General features: G+C 70.4%; 16 protein-coding genes. 11 read left to right on the top strand and 5 right to left on the bottom strand.

Features of this window, described 5'->3' with window-relative positions; genetic code table 11:
* Positions 1-152 precede the first annotated feature (152 nt).
* Entirely contained in the window at positions 153-458 is a 306-nt protein-coding gene (locus DEJ21_RS13875) for a hypothetical protein (protein WP_111058151.1), read from the top strand.
* Positions 416-1,627, top strand: coding sequence for a hypothetical protein (locus DEJ21_RS13870; RefSeq protein ID WP_111224974.1), 1,212 nt, complete (start codon positions 416-418; stop codon positions 1,625-1,627). The genes DEJ21_RS13875 and DEJ21_RS13870 overlap by 43 nt, the downstream gene beginning before the upstream one ends.
* Here DEJ21_RS13870 and DEJ21_RS13865 read toward each other — a convergent pair whose 3' ends face one another.
* From DEJ21_RS13865 to DEJ21_RS13845, 5 genes are all read right to left on the bottom strand, one after another.
* Positions 1,628-2,260 carry a response regulator transcription factor gene (locus tag DEJ21_RS13865; protein WP_111224973.1) on the bottom strand — a complete coding sequence of 211 codons (633 nt, stop codon included), beginning with the start codon at positions 2,258-2,260 and terminating at the stop codon, positions 1,628-1,630.
* Positions 2,257-3,459 (bottom strand): sensor histidine kinase, encoded by a 1,203-nt coding sequence (locus tag DEJ21_RS13860; RefSeq protein ID WP_181435901.1) that lies wholly within the window; start codon positions 3,457-3,459, stop codon positions 2,257-2,259. Before DEJ21_RS13860 ends, DEJ21_RS13865 begins: the two co-directional genes overlap by 4 nt.
* 29 nt (positions 3,460-3,488) lie before the next feature.
* The gene (locus DEJ21_RS13855) at positions 3,489-4,286 is read right to left on the bottom strand and encodes an ABC transporter permease (protein WP_111224971.1); all 798 of its coding nucleotides are present in this window, start codon (positions 4,284-4,286) and stop codon (positions 3,489-3,491) included.
* The gene (locus DEJ21_RS13850) at positions 4,283-5,122 is read right to left on the bottom strand and encodes an ABC transporter ATP-binding protein (RefSeq protein WP_181435900.1); all 840 of its coding nucleotides are present in this window, start codon (positions 5,120-5,122) and stop codon (positions 4,283-4,285) included. Before DEJ21_RS13850 ends, DEJ21_RS13855 begins: the two co-directional genes overlap by 4 nt.
* Positions 5,123-5,285: 163 nt before the next feature.
* Positions 5,286-5,858: a hypothetical protein gene (locus tag DEJ21_RS13845; RefSeq protein ID WP_111224969.1), complete on the bottom strand. Its 573-nt coding sequence runs from the start codon at positions 5,856-5,858 to the stop codon at positions 5,286-5,288.
* A 139-nt stretch (positions 5,859-5,997) separates the two neighbouring features.
* Here DEJ21_RS13845 and DEJ21_RS13840 point away from each other — a divergent pair, with 139 nt between their 5' ends.
* The 9 genes from DEJ21_RS13840 (at position 5,998) to DEJ21_RS13800 (ending at position 23,277) form a co-directional block, all read left to right on the top strand.
* Positions 5,998-6,930 (top strand): NADP-dependent oxidoreductase, encoded by a 933-nt coding sequence (locus DEJ21_RS13840; protein ID WP_111224968.1) that lies wholly within the window; start codon positions 5,998-6,000, stop codon positions 6,928-6,930.
* A 453-nt stretch (positions 6,931-7,383) separates the two neighbouring features.
* Complete coding sequence (locus DEJ21_RS18625) at positions 7,384-7,581, top strand: DUF4190 domain-containing protein (RefSeq protein ID WP_258375073.1); 198 nt, start codon at positions 7,384-7,386, stop codon at positions 7,579-7,581.
* A gap of 70 nt (positions 7,582-7,651) precedes the next feature.
* Positions 7,652-8,065, top strand: a complete 414-nt coding sequence (locus DEJ21_RS13830; RefSeq protein ID WP_111224966.1) for a hypothetical protein — start codon at positions 7,652-7,654, stop codon at positions 8,063-8,065.
* A 35-nt stretch (positions 8,066-8,100) separates the two neighbouring features.
* On the top strand, positions 8,101-10,872 hold the full coding sequence (locus DEJ21_RS13825; protein ID WP_146247792.1) for a VWA domain-containing protein: 2,772 nt from the start codon (positions 8,101-8,103) through the stop codon (positions 10,870-10,872).
* A gap of 55 nt (positions 10,873-10,927) precedes the next feature.
* A complete protein-coding gene (locus DEJ21_RS13820; RefSeq protein ID WP_111224964.1) occupies positions 10,928-14,479 on the top strand; it encodes a tubulin-like doman-containing protein in 3,552 nt (1,183 codons plus the stop codon).
* On the top strand, positions 14,479-17,079 hold the full coding sequence (locus DEJ21_RS13815; RefSeq protein ID WP_111224963.1) for a hypothetical protein: 2,601 nt from the start codon (positions 14,479-14,481) through the stop codon (positions 17,077-17,079). Before DEJ21_RS13820 ends, DEJ21_RS13815 begins: the two co-directional genes overlap by 1 nt.
* A 39-nt stretch (positions 17,080-17,118) precedes the next feature.
* On the top strand, positions 17,119-19,518 hold the full coding sequence (locus DEJ21_RS13810; RefSeq protein ID WP_111224962.1) for a hypothetical protein: 2,400 nt from the start codon (positions 17,119-17,121) through the stop codon (positions 19,516-19,518).
* Complete coding sequence (locus DEJ21_RS18690) at positions 19,508-22,279, top strand: hypothetical protein (RefSeq protein ID WP_111224961.1); 2,772 nt, start codon at positions 19,508-19,510, stop codon at positions 22,277-22,279. The genes DEJ21_RS13810 and DEJ21_RS18690 overlap by 11 nt, the downstream gene beginning before the upstream one ends.
* Positions 22,279-23,277, top strand: a complete 999-nt coding sequence (locus DEJ21_RS13800) for a hypothetical protein (protein WP_111224960.1) — start codon at positions 22,279-22,281, stop codon at positions 23,275-23,277. The genes DEJ21_RS18690 and DEJ21_RS13800 overlap by 1 nt, the downstream gene beginning before the upstream one ends.
* Positions 23,278-23,545 lie beyond the last annotated feature (268 nt).

The raw sequence follows: 23,545 nt of genomic DNA, 5'->3' as shown, positions 1-23,545 counted from the left end.
CAGGACGGGATTCCCGCGGTGACGGTTCCGGTTCGGGATCCTCGGGGATCGTGAACCAGAACCGTCAGGAGCGCTGCAGGACGGGATCCCCGCTCGTGCACAGCGCCGTAGGATCAGAGCAGGGGAGTTGCGGAGAACCGGGGGAGTCGAGCGTGAGTGCACCGATCTGGCTGATCGCGATCGGCGGGGTGTTCGTCGTCCTCGGCGGACTGGCGTACGCCGGACTCTGGCGGTCGTGGATGCGACGCAGCACGCCGGCGATGCCCTTCGGCTTGTTCTGGCTCGGGCTGGCGCTCGCCTGCGAGGGCGTCGCGGCGTTCTGCTTCAACGGGCCTGTGGTGCTCGCCCTCGTCCTGATGGTGGCGTTCGTGCTGTGCGGCGTGCTCGGGATGTGGTTGCTGTTCGGCGGGGCTCGGTGGGCGACACCGCGGTGGTCGCGACGGGCGGCTCGCCGATGACCCGGCACGTGCCGTGGGACCCCTGGCCTGACGTCCGCTGGGATGCACTGGCCATCGTCGACGGTCTCGTGTTCGAGGTGCCGGAAGGGTGGACGGCCCGTCCGGTCGAACCGGGCATCCGGCTTGAGCGCGACGACCACGCGGTGTCCATCGACGTGCGGTCCTTCTCTGGTGATCCCGCTGTCGGGATGACCCTGCGACTCGGGGACCGACCGGACGCCCTGGTCCTCGAATCCGCGGACGACCGCGTCCTCGTCGCCCTGCCCGAACCGGACGACGTCGTCATCAGTGATCTCCGGATCCTCCGCGATGTACGGGTCCGGGTCGCGGTCGAGTGCTCGGCCCGTGACTGGCCTGGAGCCGCCGCGGTCGTCGACGGGCTGCTCGATTCGCGGTGGCTCCGTCCCCTCGACGATCCGTCGACCGGGAACCGCGCGCTCGCCGCAGCCGCAGCCGCAGCCGCCGGCCCGGGTGCGACCCTTCCGTGGCGCACTCCAGTCGGAGTGCTCGACCAGCTCGTGCGGTTCCGGGAGCGCGGCATGGTGCCGGCAGTGGCGCGACGCTCGGAGACCGGGGTCGCCGCGCGAGAGCTCGGGTTCGTCGGGCGTTTCGGTGGCCTCACCGACAAGGGCCACGAACTCGTCGGCCCGGTGGTCGATCACGATGCGCTCCTCGTCGTCGAGTCGAGTGACCCCGCGAGCGACGCTCCGCCACTGCGCTGGGCGTGCTGGATGCAGGGCCAGAAGTGCGTCGTGCGTGCCGGACACGAGGACGGTTCGGAGTCGCTCGGTGTCGTTCGTCCAGGATCCCTCGTGGCACACCTGCTCCGGTGGCTCGACGTCGACCCCGTCGAATCGGTCGGCTTCGGTGAGCCGGTCACGATCACGACGGCGCAGTACGAAGACCGATCCGGTCCCTGCCCGAGCGACGTCGCGTGGTTCCGGCGTGCCTGGACGGAACCTCGGTGGCGGTCGGTGAACGGCTGGAGCCACCAGGCCGGGAAGGGCGTCCACGGGCTGTTCGTACCGGGTGTCGGTGCGCTGACGAGGCAGAGCGGTGACGGAACGATCACCCTGCGTCCGGAGCGCACCGCGGTGGTCGTTCGGGGTGCTGTCGACGGAGTGAACGCGTTCGTTGGTCTCACCGACGGCGCCCGGCAGCAGCGCTGATCAGGGGAGCAGACCGAGCTCCATCGCCCGGGTCACGGCGCGGGTGCGGTCGTTCACGCCGAGCTTCTCGAAGACGTGGCCGAGGTGCGTCTTGACCGTGGCCTCGCTGAGGAACAGGGCGCGGCCGATCGCCGGGTTGCTGTTGCCCTGGGCGACGAGGCGCAGGACGTCGAGCTCGCGCGGGGTCAGCGACGGGCCGGCCGCGGCGGGGAGCGTGCCCGTTGCTCGGCGGACGAGTGCTGCGGCAGCCGAGGGGGCCAGCGCCGTCTCGCCCCGTGCGGTCGCCCGGACGCCGGCGAGGATCTCGGACTCGGGGGCGGCCTTGAGCAGGTAGCCGGTGGCGCCGGCCTCGATGGCTGCGAGGATCTGGTCGTCCGACTCGTACGTGGTCAGGATCAGGACGCGAACGCCGGGGTCGGCGGCGAGGATCTCCGCCGTCGCCGCATCGCCGTCGAGCACGGGCATCCGGAGGTCCATGAGCACGACGTCGGGACGTTCGGCCAGTACCACCGTCACCGCGGCGCGGCCGTCGCTGGCCTGGCCGACGACCTCGACGTCGTCGGCGTCCTGCAGGAGGGCCACGATGCCCGACCGGACGATCGGGTGGTCGTCGGCGACCACGACGCGGATCACCGGGTCACCTCTGCCACGGGGTGACGATCGACGGCCGGGAGGCTCGGCTCGGGTCCGGTGGGCAGGCTCGCGTCGACGACGGTGCCGCCGCCCGGGGTGCTCGTGATCGTGCAGGCGCCGCCGGAGAGCGACAACCGTTCGTGGAGTCCCCGGAGACCATGTCCGGCCGTCGGGAGGCCGGTGTCGAACCCGACGCCGTCGTCGATGACGCGGACGCCGACGTGATCGGGCGCGTGCCGCAGGACGATGCGGACGGAGCCGGCGTCGGCGTGCGCACGGATGTTCGCGAGGGACTCCTGGACGACCCGGAGCAGCACGACCTGGGCGTCGCGGTCGAGCGGGCCGTCGGTCGCGTCGACGGCGACGGGCGTGCCGGTCTCGCGGGTGTAGCGCTCGGCCAGGCGGTGCAGGGCTCCGGCCAGACTGCCGCTCGTGGCTCCGGCGACCCCGGCGGCGATGAGGGCGCGGGAGTCCTCGAGCGCCGCTCGTGCCGACTCCTCGAGGACCGCCAGCCGTTCGTCGAGTGCGGCACCGCGGTCGTTCGCCAGGTCCTTGCGGGCACGTTCGGTGAGCATGACGATGCCGGCGAGGTTCTGCGCGACGGTGTCGTGGATCTCGCGGGCCAGGCGCTCCCGTTCGCTCGCGACGCCCGTGCTGCGGTGGGCATCGGCGAGGGACTGCTGGGTGGCGCGGAGTTCGTCGAGGAGCTGGCGGCGCTCCTCGGACAGGCCGGCGACGCTCGAGATCCACACGCCCATCGCGCAGGCACCGATCACGCTGATGCCCTCGATGAGCAGGGTGCTGACGAGGGCGTCCGGGCCGCCGGAGACCTGCAGGCCGATGCCGCTCGCGACGCCGACCGCGACCGAGAGCAGGACGGCGGTGCGGACCCGTTCGGACTGCACCCAGACGAGCGGGAACGCGATGCACTGCACGAACGCGGTGCTCGGCACGATGGCGGGCAGCACCAGGGCGGCGACGAGGACCAGCGGCAGGAAGGCCGCGGCGGCACGGGGGCTGTCGTAGCCGCGGTGGCCGAACGCGGCGTAGGCGACGACGAGCACCACGACCGCGGTGTAGGCGGGCCAGCGGATCGACCACGGGGACCACCCGAACACGGTGATCACGGCGGTGAGGAGCATCGTGGCCGCGAAGAAGACGTGCAACCACCGGTTGCGCATCCACGTCTCACCGTTCATGTGCCCAGCATCCCACCAGCGGGGCGCCATCAGGCGTCCTTGCGGTTCCACCGGAACGTCAGCAGGCAGGTCACCGTGCCCAGGACCAGCCACGCTGCCAACACGAGGGCTCCGAGGGCGAGGTGCCACGCGCCTCCCGGCTCACCCGACTCGAACGCACCGGGCAGGAAGACGGACCGCATGCCGGACGCCATCCAGCGCAGGGGGAAGACGGACGCGACGTCCTGCAACCAGGTGGGGAGCTGCGTGAAGGGCAGGTAGACGCCGGAGATGAACTGCAGCACCAGCACGATCGGGACGATGGTGGCGGTGGCGCGTCGGCCCTCGCGGGGGAGCGCCGAGACTGCGATGCCGAGGACGCAGCTGGTGGCGATGCCGAGGACCATCACCCCGGCGAAGACACCCCAGTTGCGCGCGTCGGTCGGCAGGTCGACGCCGAACACCAGGCTCGCGATCGCCAGCAGCAGTGCGGTCTGCACGAGCGTGGTGACGAGGACCATGCCGATCTTGCCGACGAAGTACGACAGGACGGGCAGCGGTGTGCCGCCGAGACGCTTCAGCGTGCCGTCGCTGCGCTCGGTGGCGATGTCGACGCCGAGGGACTGCGTGCCGGAGAGCAGGATGCCCGTCGCCACCAGGCCGGGCAGGTAGTAGGTGGCGTAGTCGACGCTGACGTCGGGGCCGGCCTGGATGTCGGCGGCGCCGGAGAACGCCACCGAGAACAGCGCCAGCATGATGATCGGGAACAGGAAGGTGAAGAAGACCGCGTCGGGAGCGCGGAAGTAGGTGCGGATCTCGTACGAGATGCGGCTGGTCGCTGTCTTCATTTCTGTCCCACCATGTCGAGGTAGACGTCCTCGAGGGACGGACGGATGACTTCGAGGTCGTGCATGGGCGAGGTGCTGCTGCGGATGAGCGCCGTCGGGTCGGTCGTGCGCTCGTCGTGGTGTCCGCCGTCGTCGTCACGCCAGCGGACACGGGGCGTGCGTGCCTCGGCGCCGCCGATCTCGCCGATGGGTGCGAGGTCGAGGAGCTTCCCATCGGCGATGACCGCGGCACGGTCGGCGAGCTGGGCGGCTTCGTCGAGGTAGTGCGTGGTGAGCAGGATCGTCGTGCCCTCGTGCTGCACCTGGCGGAGGAGGTCCCAGAACTGCCGGCGGGCCTCGGGGTCGAAGCCCGTGGTCGGTTCGTCGAGGAACAGGACCTCGGGGCGGCCGATGATGCCGAGGGCGACGTCGACGCGGCGGCGCTGGCCACCCGACAGTCGACTGATGCGGGTGTTGCGCTGCGTCTCGAGCCCGACAGCGCCGAGGAGCTCCTCGACGCTGCGGTGCTTCGGGTACAGCGTCGCGAAGTGGTTCAGCTGCTCGGCGACGGTGACGTTCGGGGACTCCACGCTGGTCTGCAGGACGATGCCGATGCGTGCGTTGTGGCTGCGGCTCGTCCGTGCCGGGTCGTGGCCGAGGACGCGGACCTCGCCGGCGGTGCGGGAGCGGTACCCCTCGAGGATCTCGACCGTCGTGGACTTGCCGGCACCGTTCGGGCCGAGGAGCGCGAAGGTCTCGCCCCGTTCGATCGTGAAGGAGACGTCGTCCACGGCACGTTTGCCGGTGGCGTACTGCTTGCCGAGGTGCTGGACCTCGATGGCGGGGGACTCGGGCATGGGTCCAGCTTCGCCGCCGGGTGGCCGTGGGGGATCGACCGGGGCGGTGGTCTCGGCATCGTCCGATCGGGGGATGGTGCTGGCGGGGGAGGTGGTTCGGTTTCCGGCCGGTGACGGTTCTGGTTCGCGATCGTCGGGGATCGTGAACCGGAACCGTCACGACTCAGTACTGCGGGCGGATCCAGTCCGTCGGTTGCACGAAGCGGGCGCGGGGCAGGACCTCGTCCGGCTCGGCGGTCCGCACGCTCGTGATGATCGTGTCCTCGCCGTACTCCGACAAGCGGCGGGCGATGCCGTCGCGTTCGTCGATCACGAGTGTCGCGCGGGTCGCTGGGTTCCCGCGGTGCTCGAAGGTCACCAGGATCGAGTGCTCGCCGATGTGCTGGACCAAGATCGGGTGGAAGCTCTCGGGGCCGCGACCCCATCGGAGCATCAGGTCGGGCACGGCCATCCGGACGACGGGATCGGAGGCCATTCTCCGGGCGAACGAGATCTCGTCCGGACCGTCGTCGGGGTCGTGCAGCACGCCCTCGCGGTAGGAGACCGGCTTGGCCCGCTGGCGCACGAGAGTCCAGGTCTGCGCGGCCTCGTCGATGTCGATGCGGAACTGCCAGTACTTCTGCCGGGACTCCTGGTGGATGCCCTCGAGGACGTACCGGGCGGGTCGACGGAGGGCGGCGAGCTCCTCGGCGATCGCAGGACCGTCGGACCGGGTGAGGAGTTCGTCGAGACGCACGGTGCCAGCATGGCGCACCACGTGCCGTGGACCGCACCCCCTGACGGGCGGGAGGCGCGGGGCGGGGTGGTGCCGGGCCTCCAGACCGTGGGGTGGTCGCGTCAGGTTGCGTCAAGCAACGTGCGCGTAGACCGGGAGGATGCAGGTCGTCGGAGTCGAACAGTTCGGAGGGCCCGAGGCCCTCGCCGTCCACGAGGTGCCGGAGCCGCACGCCGGTGCGGGGTCCGTGCGGATCCGGGTGCAGGCGTTCGCCGTGAACCCGACCGACACGGGGGTGCGTGCCGGGCAGCGGGACAGCTCGCAGGCCTCGCCGCCGTACGTGCCGGGGATGGACGCCGCCGGCGTCATCGACGAGGTCGGGCCCGACGTCACCGGATGGCAGGTCGGCGACGAGGTCATGGCGATGGCGCTGCCGCTCAGTGCCCACGGTGGCGCCTACGTGCAGGAGCTCGTCGCGCCGGTGGGGTCGTTCACGCGGATCCCTCGTGGGACGTCTCTTCCGCTCGCCTCCACGGTGCCGATGAACGGGCTGACGGCGTTGCAGATCCTGTCGCACGCCTCGCTCGAGCCGGGGCAGACGCTCGCCGTGACCGGGGCTGCCGGGCTGCTCGGGAACTACGTGGTGCAGCTTGCGAAGGCCGCCGGGCTGACCGTGATCGCGGATGCGGCTCCGGCCGACGAAGCCCTCGTGCGGTCGCTCGGGCCGGACCACGTGGTGCCGCGAGGTGCTTCCTTCGCCTCCGCTGTCCGGGAGCTCGTGCCGGACGGGGCCGATGCGCTCGCCGATGCTGCCGTACAGCGCGATGAGGTCGTGGACGCGGTTCGCGACGGGGGAGTCTTCTTCGACGTGCGGGGGTGGCAGGGCAACGGGGCTCGTGGCATCGAGTTCGTGCAGGTGATGGTGTTCTCGGAGTACCGGTCGTTCGACAAGCTCGAGCAACTGCGGCATGCGGTGGAGAGTGGGACGTTGACGCCGCGGGTGGCCGAGGTGCTGCCGGCTGCGCGGGCTGTGGAGGCGCATGAGCGGTTGGAGGCTGGGGGGACGCGGGGGCGGTTCGTGTTGAGGTGGTGAGTTCCGTCCGGCACGATCCGACCGTCGGTTTCCCGCACTTCTCGCGCACTCACCGCCTCAACCCGATCGGGGGGCGTGTCGAGGAGTGCGGAATGTCCTGAGTACGTGTCAGGATCAGGACACATCCGTCCCCGAGGAGTCTCTGTGAAGCAATGCCCTGAGTGCGCCACCACTGCGCCTTCGGACATGAGGTTCTGCTCGGTGTGCGGCACCGCGCTCCGCGATGCACCGGCTCCTGTCGGGAGCACACCAGCGGGCGCAGGCGCTCCGCCACGTGCGCAGACGGCGACTCGCCCGCCGAAGCCGGTCCAGCGACCAGCGGCGGCACCGAAGTACCCGACGCAGTCGCCGCCGTCCGCGCCGCAGCGGCCTGCGTTCCGGCCGACGCCGCAGTACGCGGCCCCCGTCCACGCACCCGCGGCGCGCAGGGTCGGCGCACCGGGGACCAACGGCTTGGCCATCGCGGCGCTGATCGTCTCCCTGCTCGGCGCAGGGTGGCTCGCCGTCGTCTTCGGACACATCGCGCGGTGGCAGTGCCGGACGCGTCCGCAGCGCGGCAGCGGCATCGCACTCGCGGCGCTGATCCTCGGCTACATCGCGCTACCGTTCAACATCCTCTTCTTCATCGCAATCGTGTCGTCTGGCAACTGAGCAGACCGCGGACGACCACGGGGGATCGCATGACACGCACGGCGCACCGATGCGCAGGGGAGGAACCACGATGAGCGCGGACGACCCGTTCGGATTCTCGAGTCCGACGGAACAAGGGGCATCCGCTCGTCGGGACCCGTCGGGGACCGGGTTCGACGGCCCCGTCACCTCTGCGGAGCTCCCGGTTGCTCGGACTCCAGCGGGACTCCTGTACATCGCCATCGCGGTCGGCGTCATCGCGATCGCCATCGCGGTCGTGTTCGGAACGCAGCCGGCGATGGCCATCATCGCCTGGGCGCTCGCCGGACCGGTCGGGATCGGGTTGTACGCGTTCTTCCGACTGCGAGACACCAGCGCGCGTGCACGCCCGTTCTACGCAGCCACCACCGCGGGTGTCGTCGCCTCCTGGGCTGCACTCATCGTCCTGGTCGCCGGCGTGCTCCTCGCGGCCCTCCGCATCGCACAGTGGATCGGGCACCTGTGAACCAGTCGACGTCCCGGCGCACGGGGCGCCGCCTGATGACCGCGCTCGCCGCGGTGTTCATCACCGGAGCCGTCGTCGCCACGCCGTTCGTCGGCGCCGTCGCCCCGGCGTCCGGAGCGACGCCTGCTTCTACCTCGACCACGTCGTCACCGGATGCGGCCGTGACGGACTTCGGCGGGTGCATCGCCGGGGGCGGCTCCGGAGACCTGCTCCTGTTGATGGACGACAGTGGCAGCCTCAAGCAGTCAGACGCCGACGACGACCGGGTGCAGGCGGCGCAGTACCTCGTCCGACAGCTCGGACGCTTCGCGGACCAGACCGGCTCCGACATCGCAGTCCGTGTTGCGCGCTTCAGCACGAACTACGCGGACGTCGGTGGCTGGACAGCGCTCGACGGGAAGTCCGTCTCGACGGTTGCGGACACGGTCGCCGGGCTCGCCGACGCCGACGACGGTTTCGAGACCGACTACTGGTCGGCGCTCGACGGCGCACGCGGTGACCTCGCTGCTCGCGCATCGTCGCGGAGCGGCACCAGCTGTCAGGCCATCGCCTGGTTCACCGACGGCAAGGCCGAGTACGTCGTCCGGGGCACGCAGTCAGCGCAGGACTCCTACGGCACGACGAAGCCGTTCGCGCCCGGCGTCGAACTGACGTCCCAGTCCGGCGTCGACGAAGCGACCGCCGCCGCGGACAAGGACCTCTGCCGGGCCGGCGGGCTCGCGGACCAGCTCCGCTCCTCGGGCGTCACGACCTTCGCGATCGGTCTCGAGTCGTCTGGAGCACCGGCCAACGACTTCGCGCAGCTGGAAGCGATCGCGACGGGCAGCAGCGCGTCGCCGAAGACCACGTGCGGCTCCATCAACGATCCGATCCCCGGTTCGTTCACGCTCGCTTCCGACATCGACAACCTGCTCTTCGCGTTCGATGCGCTGAGCACGCCCGGCCAAGCGCCGTTGTCCCAGGAATCCGGCATCTGCCAGGTCTCGTACTGCACCGATCAGGCGCACGACTTCGTGCTCGACGACTCCACTCCCGATGTCCACGTGCTCGCCGCAGCTGATGTCGACGCCGTCGACGTCGACATCGTCGGACCTGACGGAAAACCGGTTCAACTGCCTCGGTCCGCCGTCGGGACCGAGGCCCGGGTGGCAGTCCCCGGCGGGACGGCGAGCTACACCTGGGAGTCGAACTCCGCGGTGTCGATCGACATCTCGCGCGCCGACGGAGCCACCGCTTGGGCCGGCCTCTGGAAGGTCGTCTTCATCGACCCCGCCGGCACGTCAGCGGACAAGCGCTCCCGGACGAACATCCACATCTCGAGCGACCTGGTGCCGACGTGGTCCGGATCGTCCGCCGCGCGGGTGCACCTCCAGGACGCCTGGCCCGGCACCTTCGGCATCGCGGACGGTGACGGCGAGGAAGTGCCGCCGTCGTCGGTACGAGGAACGGCAACCCTGACGGCGATCCTCGCGGACGAGGCCGGGCATCGTCAGACGGTGCTCGACGCGGCCGACAAGGAACACCTCTCCGGCCCGATCACCGCGGAACCGACTGGTCTCGACCTCGGCGCCGGCACCGTTGAGATGCGCCTCGACCTCACGACGGCTCCGGTCCTCGACGGGACGACCGTGGTCCACGAGGGAACGACCCTGGCACCGGCAGTGGTCCGTGTGCCGGTGTCGGTCCTCGCACCATCGCAGTTCCCCGAGGTCACCGACTCCGTCGACTTCGGCACCCTCGACGGCGAGACTTCCGCGACCGCCGTGCTCAGGGTGACCGGTTCCGGGTGCGCCTGGATCTCTGGTGAACCGAAGATCGCAGCCGCCCCGTCGGACACCGGCGACGTCGCCGTCACAGCAGAGGCGCACGACAGCTCGTCGACGTGCGTGCGTGCGTCGAAGAGCGGCCGACCGCTGGAAGTGACCCTGACCTTCGACGAGTCACAGAACGGGACGGTGAACGGAACCTTCCCCGTCCGGATCGCGTCAGCGGACGGAGCCGGCGAGCCCTTGACGACGAACGTGTCGTTCACGGCGGACCTTCGTCGCCCGCTGAACGAAGCGAACTTCCTCCTGGCGCTCGTGGTGGCGCTCATCGCCGGCCCCGGGATCCCGCTCGCTCTGCTGTACCTCGCGTCGTTCCTCGTGGCGCGGATGCCGTCCGGCGGACTGCTGTCCCAGAGGTCGTCCGTCACGGTCGTCGACGGCAGGGTCATGCGTGACGGTGTCCCGTTCGCGTTCCGGCCGACGGACTTCACCACCATGCAGACGATCTCGGGCCGCAACGCGAGGTCGCTCGTCGTCGCCGGGCTGTCGCTCCGCGCCCGTCCGAGCAGGTCCCCGTTCACCGCGGGTTTCGTGATCGCGACCGAGCCGGGTTCCGCGGCCGCGTCGGACGTCGCACCCGCGTCGATCCGGCTCGGCGGTGGCTTGCGAGCATGGCTCCCGCTCGCGATCCAAGGGCACTGGGTTGTCCTGGCGCCGGTCGGATCGAGCGCGGGGACAGCAGAGGTCGTCGCGTTCGTCGGGTCGGGCGCGCCCGACTCGGTGCGGACCGCGATCGCGGACTCGATCCGTGACCGTCTGCCCGAGGTGTTGGACCGGCTCCGCGACGCAGCCGGCGAGATGCCCGATGTCGAGCACGCCCTCGCCGGGGTGAGCACCGGGAGGGCCGACGTGTCGTCGCTCGGCTTCGGGACCGGTGCGCCGCCAGCGGACAGACCTGCTGAGAGCACCCCACCACCCTCGCAGTCCGGAGGCGACGACGTCGGCTTCGGATTCGGCTTCGAGGACGGCCCTCGCCGATGACCTCGTCGTCCTCCACCACCTTGCTCGATCCGACCACCGCAGAAACGGAAGTCGCATGAAGAAGTTCCTCATCGTCGGTTGCGGCGGTTCCGGTGGCGCAACGCTGTCGTACCTGATGGACCAACTGCAGTCCGACCTCGCGCGCCACGGCATCGAGTCGTTGCCCGCCGGGTGGCAGTTCGTCCAGGTCGACGTCCCGGTCGCCGCGAACGCCGAGGCGAAACCGCTCCCGACGGTGCCGGACCTCGGCGGCCAGTACATCGGCACCGGTGCGACCGGCGTCGGGTACTCGGTGCTCGACGAGGGGATCAGCGAGCGTCTCCGCTCGGCGGACGCTCTCGGTGACATCGGGACGTGGGCACCGCGTGCTCCGGGCGAGGTGCCCGTGGCGATCTCACAGGGTGCCGGACAGTACCGGGCCGTGGGCCGGATGATCGCCCTGAGCCGGACGGAGGACGTCCGCGCGGGGTTGCAGCGAGCGTGGACGGAGCTCTACCGTCTCGAGACCAACGCCGAGATGACGGCACTCAGCCAGCGTGTGCCCGGGCTGGGGGACTTCTCGCCGAACGACCCGCCCATCGTGCTGCTCGTGTCGTCCATGGCCGGCGGCGCCGGAGCGTCGATGGCACTGGACGTCGCACGGATCCTCGGACTCCTCCCGAACCTCGAGCCCGAACTCGTCGGCATGTTCATGGTGTCTGCCGACATCTTCGACGGGCTGCCCGAACCGGCCAGGTCCGGGGTCCGGAGCAACTCCCTCGCGATGCTCGGCGAGATCGTCGCAGCGCAGTCGGGCGCAGCGCGCGACCACGACGTGGACGTGCTCCGCGCGCTCGGGCAGACGGTGTCGACAGCCAGGGCCGTCCCGTTCCAGCGCGTGTTCCCGGTCGGGCGCTTCGTCGGAGCCGAGCAGACACTGTTCGGCGACGGCAGCCAGCAGGCCGTGTACCGCGGGCTCGGGCGTGGACTGGCAGCGTTGATCGCGAGCGGCACGGCCGCTGAGCAGTTCGCCGCGTACGACCTGACGAACACCGGTGGACTGGGTGGCGACCGGAACCCGCTGGGGTGGGGTGTGTCGTGGGACAAGCTGCAGTGGGGGTCGTTCGGGTTCGCCAGCCTTGGCATGGGCCGTGAGCGCTACCGCGAGTACGCGGCACAGCGCATCGCTCGCTCGGCGGCGGATCGGCTCGTCGTCGGACACATGCAGCGCGGTGACACCTCGTCGTCGCAGCAGCAGGCGTCTGTCCTCCTGGACGGGCAGTGGAGCCGAGTGCTCGCTGCGCTCGCCCTCCCGGCCGAGGACGGCGCTGCACCCACTCCGCAGCAGGTCCAGGCCTGGTTCGCTGAGACCGCCTTCGACCGGGATGCCTCGGCGAAGGAAGCTGCTCGCCTGGTGGACCAGCACATCGCCAACGGGGTTCCTCGTGCCGACGGCGGTGACACCGTCGCCGCGGAGTGGCTCGGCACCGTTCGTGGGTTCCTGTCGCGGAACCGTTCCCTCGCGCTCAAGGCCGTGTCCCAGACCGCCTTCCGCTGGGCGTACGGGTGGCAGGAGTCCTTCGTCCGTCGTCTCACGGACGTCGTCGACGAGGCGATCGGGACCTTCGGTCTCGCGTACGCCGCGCTGCTGCTCGAACGGCTCGACATCTACATCGAGAACTCGGTCGCGCCGCTCCTCGAGCAGATCGGATCACGGCGTCTCGAGATCGACTCCGTGCCGAAGCGGTTCGCCGACCGCATCGCGGCGATGCGCGGCCGGATCACCAACAGTTCCGCCGTCGTCGACGAGCTGATCGTCGAGTTCCGCACGCAGTACCAGAACGTGCTCTGGAGCGAGTCGGCGGAACTCGCCGGCGCACTCCTCGCAGATGCTCGCGGCAACCTCGTCACGCCGCTCCGTTCGGCCGTCCTCGAGTCCTTGCGACTGCTCGAACGAGACCGTGAGGCGAGCACCGACGGCGTCGGGCTCGCTCGTCTCGAGACGACGGTGTACCGAGCGTGGCCGTCCGACGACGACGTCGTCGTCCCACCGCGTTTCGACGTCGCGCACAACGAGGTGCTGCTCACGCGCGCGTCCGAGTTCCCCGCACAGTACGAGGCGGACGTTCGTGGCGCAGTCGAGCCGGAGATCGGCACGTCGTTCCCCGCGGCGCGCTCCGCAGTGGTCCAGTCGGCGGTCCGTGGCATCTGGAAGACGACCGGCGGTGACCAAGCCCCACGTGGCCTCGTCGAGCTGGACATCCCTTGGCGGTCTCGGGTGTTCTCCGTCAACCCGGAGACGGACGTCGTCGAGGTCCCCGCAACTGCGCGCTTCACGGTACACGCGAAGGTCGAAGAGGTCCTCGATCGTGCGAGGGCGTTCGTCCGCCGTCCGGACGAGAGCTTCGACGTGTTCTGCCGGACGTCGTTGAAGTCGTTCGTCCGCGGCGAGAACGCCACCGAGTTCGAACGAACTGAACGCGCGACCCAGATCGCGACCCGGTTCCGTGAGGCCCTCTCGCTCGCGCGGCCCCTGGTCAGTGTCAACGCCGTCGGCGTCCAGCGCATCCACCAGCGTCAGGTCGAGTACCGGTACAAGTTCTCGACCGTACCGTTCGCCGAAGAGGGGACGGTCACCGAGACCCTCCGCTCCGTCCTCTCCGAGGACCCGCGTGTCGACTCGACGAGCGTCGACAACTTCGCGAACGCCCTGACCGGCGCCGAGGGCGTCACTCGGATCGACATATTCGGGTCCTACCCGAACTACTCGCCGTTGGTCTTCGGCTCCGTCCTCGGGCCGGTGGCGGCACAGTGGGGCTCGCTCCCGGCACAGGCGCGCGCGGACTGGTGGAAGTGGCGCAGGGCTCGCCCGCTCACGGCGTCGCTCCCGATGGGACCGGAAGAACGCCGAGCGATGGTCGCGGGTTGGTTCATCGGCCAGCTGACCGGGGAGATCGTCCTGCCGAACGAGCCGTACACGGACCCGGTCACCATCTGGGACCCGCAGACCAGCACCTGGGCACCGTTCCCGAATCCGCTCCTGACGCCGCCGAGCCGGTTCCTCGCTCGGAACGACTGGATGCCGGCCGTGCTCGAGGCATTGCTCATCGCGATCGCGCGCGTCCACGAGGGCGGGGGCTTCGACCTCACACCGCTCCGTCCGTACGTCCTGCTGAGATCGCTGGCCGACGCCAGTACCGACGGTGGCCCGGCGCAGGGCATCGGGACGACCGCTGCGCGCGAGCGGATCGCTGCCTGGGTCTGGGAGCCACGAACCCGTTCCGGCGTCGACGGCGTCGTCGCCGGCGTCGAGCGGACCGCGGTCGAGCGTGCCGACGGAGCTCTCGCCTGGCTCGACCGCATCCACGCCTTCATCGGTGAGAACTACGTCGGGCCCGAATTCTCAGGTCCTGCGGCCACCGGTACCTTCGCGAGGGTCCCGGATCGCGGGACCGCCTCAGCGACGCCGTTCTTCCGGGACCTCGCCGAGGACGCGTACGTCGTACTCGCGGAACTCCGCGCCGTCGTGCAAGATGCTCGCGATCACCGCCCTTCGCCGACAGGGTCCGGGCCTGCTCCCGTGGCCGCGCCGAACGAGGTCGTCGTGCCGGACGGAGGTGCGTTCTAGTGGCGGACCTCGTCGTCGTCCTCGCTCCGTCGGGTGCGGCGGATCCCGTCCGCGAAGTCCTCACCGACTGGTCGGCCGCCGGTGTCGTGGACGACGTCGTCTGGGTGGAACCCCGCTCGGTGTCGGAACTCTCGATCGATGGACTGTTCATCGAGGATGGTGCCGTGCGCGGCGGGCCACTCCAGAGCGCGTTCACCGGGCGTGCGATCGAGCGCGTGCGGCTCGTCGTCCTCCTGCCGCTCCGATCCGGGACGGAGGCGCGGGTTGCTTCGGCCGTCGAGCAGCAGGTCGCGCAGACACTGGAGGCGAGCGGCAGCGCTGCTGGGCTCACCCGGATCCGCCTGACCATCGTGCGGGCTGGTGATCCCGCCACGACCGACGACCTCGCGCGGAGCGGCTGGCACAACGTCGTCGTCGCACCGGAGCAGACCACCGCCCCTGGTCGGGGGAGGATGTTGCTCACCGCGAACGTCGACGACCGTGTGCTCGCGGCCCACGCCGCGTCGGTGCTCGCCGGCCTGGCGGGACTGTGGCGCGGCGTGACCGGCGGTCCACTCGATGACGAGTCGATCGCTCCGGGTGAGGTCGTGCGGCTCGCTCGGTCGTACTTCCGACGCCTCGACTCCACGGACGCGGAGCAGGAACTCAGACGACTCGTGACTTCGACCTCCAATGGACTGCCGCTGCCCGTCGGGAGCGGCCCGGCCGTCCTCGCGGTCGAGGACGTCCCACTCGCGACGTCGACCATGGCGAAGGCGCTCTGGAGTCGACACGCAGACGTCCTCCGCGGACCGCGTGAGACGGTCCGTGCCGTCGCTCCCAGACCGATCGGTGCGTGGACCGCAATCCGGATGTTCTTCGGGTTCCTCTGGGCTGCGCTGCGTTCTGCGCCTGCGCAGTGGTACCGACGCACCGTCAACCGGGTGTCCTCGGCAGTTGCGTCGCGCGTCCACCGTGCGGTGTTCGGCGCTGACCCGGCTGCGTACGCGGTCGTCGTCAACGGGGTCTCGGCAGATGGCGCTCCTGCTGATTGGGCAGCGCTCGGGCGGGCGGCCGAGGCGATCGACTCGGTGCTCGTCGACGAGGGGGAGACCCGAGCACACCTTGCCCCGACCGACCTGTCGGCGCTGTGGTCTGACTACGCGAGTGCCGCACTCACGCTTGCCGACGCTGGCGAACGTGTGACGGCACTCCCGCCGGTGACGATCGGGACGCAACGTGCCATCGTGACGGACCCCGCACAGATCGTTCCCCAGCGTTCGACCCGGTTCACGGACGCTGCACCGACGCTCGGCCTCCCGACGCTCGACGGCTACGACGTCCTCGGCATCACCGAGCAGCACAGGGTGCTGGTCCGGACCGAGAACGACGACGTCGCCCTCGGCCTCGACGCGGGGCGGACGCTCGGGCGTCTTCGAGAGTGGACGGCCCTACAGCGCACGAGTTTCGCAACCCAGGTGGCAGAGCCCCTGGGGGGTGCGGTGACGCGGACTGCCCAGGAGGTGCGTGAGCTCCTCGACCTGCTGCGCACCGGGGGGACGACCGACGTGGACGACAGCGCGATCCGTGCCCAGCAACGGTTCGCGCGGGCACTGCGGTTGATGACGATCGGCATGGTCGTCGTCCTCGTGGTGCTCGGAGTGCTCCGCTGGACGGACGTGCTCACCTGGAAAGCCGTCGGCATCACCGCCGCGGTCGTCGTGGTCGCGTGGTTGGTCATCGGCATCACCACGTTCGCCCGCAACCAGCGAGAGCTGTTCCGGATCCTCAATGCCCGGGACGCTGCGGCGTCGCAGGCAGAGGCAGCTCGGAGCAACCTCCGACAGGCCGTCCGCGACCTGAAGCGCACCACCGACGCGTACGGGCAGTTCCTCGCGTGGTCGGCGATCATCGGCGGTGTCCTGGAACGTCCGCTCGGCGAGGGCACGACGACGAGCGATCGACCGATCAGGCTCGGGGCGCCGCTGCCGCTCAGCGTCGCTGTCGGGTCGGTCCAGGTGGACAGCGCGGCGATCGCTTCAGCTGCTCTGACGATCCGTGACCACCTGTTCCGGGTGCGCTGGCTCGATGCGCCGTGGAACGCAGCGCTCGAGAGCGCCGCGAGCGTCGTCGGACCGGAAGGACAGCGGCTCCGTGGTGACGCCCGCGCACTGCTCCGCGAGACCTCGTCCGGACCTGGTTCGATCCTGACTCGGTTCGCCGACTCGGTCACGGCATCCGGCGTCGGGAGCGCGGTCGCGGAGCGGATGTGGTCCGAGACCCGGGCGCAGCTCCGCACGACGTTCCCGGAAGTGATCGCTTCCGTGCTCAACCGTGTGGACACGGAGACCGGACCCACTCCACTCGCCGACTTCGTCGGGGGCATCGGTGACGGTGTGACGGCTGGTGCGTTCGACCCCTCCGTCCTCACCGCGGCGGCGCAGGCGTCCGACGCCCCGACCGTGCGGACCGCATGGGGACGGCGCAACACCGACGGCCTGTCCGTGATCGCGACACAGACAGAGCTGACGACCGCGATCCCGATGTACGAGTTCACGGCTTGGGCGACCGAGGTCCAGCGCGTCACGCTCTTCGGCAGCGACGATGCGCCTCGCTTCTGATCACCATCCCATCTCCATGACCACACAGGAGCAGACCCCATGACCGGCGACACCACCCAGCAGCGCGGAGAGCTGTTGCGCGACTGGCTCGAGATATTCGCGCCGCTCGGGTTCCCGCTGCCGTCAGCCGCGCAGATGCAGGACATCGCCGCGGCGGGGTCCGTCGACGCGGTGTCGGATCGGCGCCCAGGCCGCGAGCAGGACGAACTGGTCGAGTCTTGGCGGCCCACCATCCAGTTCCTCCTCGATCAGGTCGCCGCCGGTGTCGAGGACATCGACATCCCGGTCGAGTACCAGCGTCCCGTCGCCGTCCCACAGGATGCGGCCAGCGGGGACGACGCTGCGGGGGAGTCGACGGCAGAGCGACGGTTCGAGGCGCTCACCGCCTGGCGCGATGAGGAGCTCGCCTCGGGACGTGACTCGGTCGCGGCCCTCAAACCGAGCACCCTCCGGACGATCGCCCGCTCCACGATCACCACGGTGGAGCAGGTGCGCGCTCGGCTGTCGGCCTCGGTCGCGGAGTTCGCCCCGGAGGTCGCCGACGTCCTCGCCTCGGTCGGGACGTCGCCCGTCGTCGACGCTGGCGAACCGGCACCGGCACCGCCGCGGCCCACCGTCCGACTCGACCACGCACCGTCACCGGTCGCGGGGTCCGAGGCTGCCGCCGGCGGCGTCAGCGCTGGTGCTGGTGCTGGTGCTGCCCCGGGGTCGGACGCCCAGTTCGGCTTCGATCGTGGGTTCGTCCAGTACGGCTACGCGGTGTCCGACCGTCAGCCGGTTCCCGTCGCCGCGACCGTGGCGCCGGACGGGACGCTCCGGTACAGCTGGTCCGCGGCGACGCCGACGTCCGGAACGGTGCTCTACCGGGTCGTGATCAGCGACGAGTACATGCCGTACAACCCCGACCTCGCGGACTTCGTCGCGGCGACGACCGACCTCGCCACGACCGACACGATTGAGCAGACAAGCGCAGTGCGCTCCGTCCAGGTGTGGGCGCACACCGGCGCCGACGTCGACCGAGCGCGGGCAGAACAGCCGGTGTTGCACGCCCAGGGATCGGTCGTCGTCAGCCCGACCGACTTCGTGCTCCGAGAAGACGAGGGCCGTGTCGTCGGCCAGTGGCGGACGCTGCCCGGGGTCCGCAGGGTGCAGGTGTACCGGATCCCCATCGAACGGGCGGCGATCGGTCGGGGCAATCCGCAGTACCGGATCGCCTCTGGACACGACAACCTGGGAGGCTTCGTCGACGACGCCGCGGAACGAGGCCGGCGGTACCTGTACGAGGTACTGGCCGAGGCCGACGTGGACGGTGCGACGCAGTTGTCTGCTCCGCTCTCGGAGCCGAAGCTCATCTCGCAGGTCCACGAACCGGTCCGTGACCTCGAGGTCTCGATGACCGGGATCGACGACGAGCGCCGCTTCGATCTGCGGTGGACCCCGCCGAGGGGCGGTCGTGTCGTGCTCTACCGCACTGAGACCCCTCCGGTCCCGGGCGCAGACCTGCGGCCCATCGACGAGGCCGCCCTCGAACAAGCTGCGCTGCCGACCCATGCCGCGCTCGGAGACCCCGTCGTGACCGAGCAGGACGGCCGCGTCTCGATGCTCGCCGTGCCGTGGCCGCGTGGATGGACGCGCGCCTACTTCACGCCGGTCACACTGCTCGGCGGGCAGGCGTTCGTGGGGAACTCCGTTTCCCAGGCCGGTCCTGGATCGATCTCCGCCGCGCGGATCGTCGAGCGAGTATCGCGACAAGTCCTCACGTTCGCGTGGCCGGAGGGAGCGGCGACCGTCCAGGTGTACGCATCGCAGATCGGAGTTCCTGCGACCGACGCGATCGCGGCGAGCTCGCCGATCGAGGTGTCGCACGAACAGTACAAGCGGTCGGGTGGCCTCCGGTTCCCGGGCCCGCTGCCCGCGACGGGACGTGATCTGCATCTCGTCCCCATCGCGTTCCAGGCGGGTGAGCGAGTTCCCGGGCCGATCCGGACCATCACGTACCGAGGCCTCCTGCGCCTGCACTACTCGGTGCGCGTGCTGCGGAACTTCATGCAGCAGGTCTCCGGAGTGTCGTTCAGTGTCTGGTCGCCAGGGAACTCAGTCGACCGTGCGCTCTCCTTCGTGCTCGTGCACAACCCGGACCGGATGCCGCTGAGCATCCGCGACGGACGCGCGTTGCCGGTGGTGCGTGACGACCTCGACGGCGTGTCGCCGACCCGTCGCGCGCAGTTCGCGTCCATCGGCGGCCCCGACAGCGCACCGTCGTACCAGAGCAGCGGGGAAGCGTGGAAGAGCGAGGTGTCGACGCCGACCGGACACGTCCGGCTCTTCGTCGACCTGCCGCCGGAGGAACTACGGGGGATCGCGCTCCTCGACCCGGCGCCGGCCTCGCTCCGCCTCACGTCGTTCGGCGAGAAGCTGGGGATCCGCGGTGGTCGCTGAGACGAACCTCGGCACCGACCGATGGGCACAACTCACCTACGCCTCGTTCGATGACGGCACCGGACCCGGCGGGTGGCAGGTCAAGGAGACCGTGGGCGCGCTCACCGCGGCCGAGCTCGACGCACTCCGCTCGCGTGTCGTCACGGCCTTCGGCGCTGTCGATCCACTCCCGCAGTTCCCGACACCGACGCAGATCGATGGGCTCGCTCGTCGCTTCACCTACGCGCCGACCGGTGTCGGTGCATCGTGGGCGTACTGGCACGCGGCACAGGCGGGCTCCGACGGCACCGGGCGTCCTGGCAACGTGTTCTCCCACGTCGTCCTCGATCGTTTGCCGACGTCCGCCGCGGCCACGCTCCGGCCAGTCCTGGCATGGCGGTCGAACTGGCTCGCCCCGTTCGGGCAGCAGCAAGTGCTGACCTCAACCGTCGGTGGGAACCCGGTGCTCGGAGTAGGTCCCGTCGGACCGGACGCGGTCGTCGCCTTCCTGACCGACGCGTCTTCGTGGCGGATCGGGGTGCTCGCCGTCCTGCTCGACGCCGTCCGGGACGCGATGTCCGGAGGACGGCCGGTCGTTCTCGCCACCGATGTCCCGGAGACCGCGGCTCTGTGGGCAGCATCGGTCAGCCTCTTCATGTCCGCGGGCACGAGCCGTCGATTCGCGCTCTCCCTCTTCGAACGCGCCACCGAGCTCGACGAGGCGATCCGGCACGGGGTGCACCTCGTGGCGATTCCGTCGGCCGACGTGGCCTCCGTCGGTGAACGGGACGACGTCGTCCTCATCGACGATCAGTCCGAGCCATCCCTGGGCGACCCGGGGGGGAGCCCGCATCGTCTCGACGACGGCACGACCGTACCAGCGTCCAACTGGTCGGTCCTGGCCCAGGTCGCGTTGGCGGACCCGTCGCTCGCAAACGCCACGCTCGACGCCCTCGATGCAGTTGCCGACGCGGTCGGCGACGTCGGACTGGTACCGGAGTGGCCGCTCGCGATGGTCGTCGTCGCGCAAGGCGGGATCCTGGGGGACGGGGAACTGCTCGACGCGCGGGACGAGGCCGCTCAGGTCCTCGCCGAGAACTCACCCGTGCGGCTGCGCGACCAGCCCGCTCTCTGGGCCGCCACCGCTGAGGCGCTCGGCGCACGGTTCGGTTCGAGCACCGAGGAAGCCCTCGCTCTTGCGGAGGCCGGCGTTGAGGGCTCCCACGTTTTGTCGGGACTCGCCGCGCGGGCGTACGCCGAGCGCGCGATCGGCGACCGTGCGTGGTTGGCCCGTACCGGGCCGGTCCCGGTCCCGGCGGGCGCACGAGGGGTGGCTGACGCCGGGCTCCGCCGCCGTGCCGAGACTGCCCTCGGCGAGTGGCTGGAGCGTGTCGGCCAGAACCCACCGGCCGCTGGCGCAAGCCTGGTGAGCGCTGCTGTGGAGATTCTGCACCTGCTCGATCTGATGGATTCAGTCGGGCTGCCCCTGGTCGACCCGGACGCGCTGAGTCCCGCGGAGCGGCTCGTGGAGATGCTCGTTGCACCCGTGCTGGTCAGCGGCGAGGGACACGGCCTGGTGGAGAGGACCGGACCGGTCGGGCCAGGGGTGCGCGCACTGGCCCGAGACGTGACCGCTTCGATGCCCGAGGTGCAGCACCGGTCCGTCGGCAACGTGCTGATCAGCCCGGTGCTGGCGTGGTTGTACTCGGATGACGACCCCATCGTTCCTCGCGCCGATGGTCTGCTCACGCCCCTCGATCGGGAACGGGTCATCGTGGCGTGTCGCACCGGTGGCGGGTCTGTCGTCGCGGGTCTCCGACACCTCGCGTTCGTGGACGTGGCGCGTGCGGCCCGCGCCCTTCCCACAACGACCCTCGACCGCCGCCTGGTGATGGCACAAGGCGCCCTCCTGGGGGGCGTCCCATGGACCCCTGCTCAGGTCCTCGAGGCATGGCAGTTCCAGGTGGACGTGCCGGACCACTCGGTTGCGCGAGTGCTCCGAGCGGCGCGGGACGGCAAGGACCTCGACGAACTCGTGGCGCTGCCGCTGCCCGAGCAGATGCTCGAAGCCGCCCCCCTTGGTCGGATGCGGTCGGCGACACAGCAGCTCTTCCGGATCAGCCGCGAGCCGGTCGTCGCTGACACGCTGAAGGACCAGCCTTCCGCGACGTGGTGGGTTGACGAGGTCATCAGCGCGCTCGCGGCAAGCGGATTGTCCGCGGACGGCCTTGACACGTTCCCGGAGATCGTCGAACCGATCGTCGCAGCGGTCGCCATCCGGGCCGTCTCCTCGGTGTTGCCGGTCGGTGGAGTTCCGTTCATCGTGGCTGAGAAGCTCGCGGGCAGCGCGACCGCCGTCGGGGTCCGAGCGGTGCTCGACGCTGTGGTCGCCGAAGGGGGCGTACCCGGCGCGGACACCCGCCTCGTTGCCGAGCTCTTCGTCCGCGCTGAGTCCGACGCCCTCGGCGTGTCGATACAGGGTGGGCGATCGCCGGACGTGAGTCGCCTACGCCTGGGTGGGGACACCGCCGCGGGCGGTCCGAGCATCGCACGGGTGCTCGCGGAGTCGGTCTTCGATGCTCGCCCATCAGCGGTGCCCGGCGCGATGGAGCTCGCTGCGCGACTGGTCGACCAGTCGGCGATCTCCGATCCGGACCCGGCACGCGCTCACGACGGTGCGAATGTCGCGCGGCGGTTGTTCGCCCGATGGCTCGACACCGAGCAACCAACGAAGACCCGGAGCGGCCTGCTCGGCCGGTTCGGCCGGAACGAGGTCAACTGATGCCCACGTACATGCTCGACGGCGACCGTTCGATCACCATCACCGCGGGACCGTTCCGTGCCGCCGCCATCTCGACCGCCGGTTCCGCCGACGTCGTGCTGGTACCCGCCGGCGGCGCCGTCAATTCGATCGCGCCACGTCCCGGACTCCTCGTCGTACCGGCGCTGTCGGATGCGGCGGTGCTCCGCGTCGTCCCGATCGATGCGACCGAGTTCGGCATCGGTGCGTCGATCGGACTCACCATTGAACGCGAAGGAACTGGCGCTGAACCCGAGCGCGTCGTCATCGGTCCGATCGACGTCGCCGGCCTGCGTCACCGCGACCTGGTGTTCGTCGAGCCCGCCGGCGGGCGGATCGTCGTCGGCTCCGTCGCCGTCGTCCACGAGGCCGAGCTGACCGACGTCGCTGCGGCCACCCGTGCGGCGGCGAGGACGGCGGAGAACGCTTCGTCATCGGTCGCTCCGTCCCGCGAGCTCGCGATCGCCCTGGACGCATCCGCGTCGATGGCCGCGCGGTACCGGGACGGCGCAGTCGGCGCTGTCATCGAAATGATCGCGGGCCTCGACGCGTTGGTCCCGAAGGGATCAACGCTCCCGGTCGCCCTCGTCGACCAGCAGGTTGAATGGCAGTCGGAAGAGGACCCCTCGTTGATGGTCCCGCGGCTGCGTTCCCTGCCGGACGTGCGGACGCTCGGATCCTCCGCCGACTTCGACGGCGTCGTCGCGCCGCCTTCGTCGGGCGGCCGGACGCGTCTCGTCGTCCGTGTGACCGACGAACCGTCCGTGGCGTCGACGCCGGGCAACCACACCGTCCTGCTCCTCGCCCGATCCGCGGCGGTTGTCGCAGGCGTGGACGCGGCGACCACCACCGTCATCGAACCCGTCGTGGACGGCACAGCCGTTCCTGAGCGACTCACCACGGCGCCGGCTGAGTTCCGTGCCACCGTCGAATCACTGCTCCGCGGTCTCGCTGCCGCGGGCGAGGAGGTCTCCGAATGACCGCGTGCCCCAGCTGTTTCCAGCACCTACCCGAGAACGTGCGGATGTGGATGTGTCAGAACCCGTCGTGTGAGAAAGCACACGATGTGGTTGCATCGGCGTACCTCGGTGGGCCGGTGTCCTCCGGCTTCGTGAACGTCGAACAGAAGCCTGAGAACGCCCCCCGCCGGTGGACTCCGCGGGAGTCCTCGTTCTGCGGTCGTTGCGGGAGCGCCCAGACGGAGATCTGCGCGATCTGCCACTACGCACTCCTGCCGGGCTGGCGCAA

The organism is Curtobacterium sp. MCSS17_006, from assembly GCF_003234215.1.
GTDB lineage: Bacteria > Actinomycetota > Actinomycetes > Actinomycetales > Microbacteriaceae > Curtobacterium > Curtobacterium flaccumfaciens.
The sequence above is the reverse complement of the archived record's forward strand: the minus strand, read 5'-3'. Positions and strand labels throughout refer to the sequence as shown.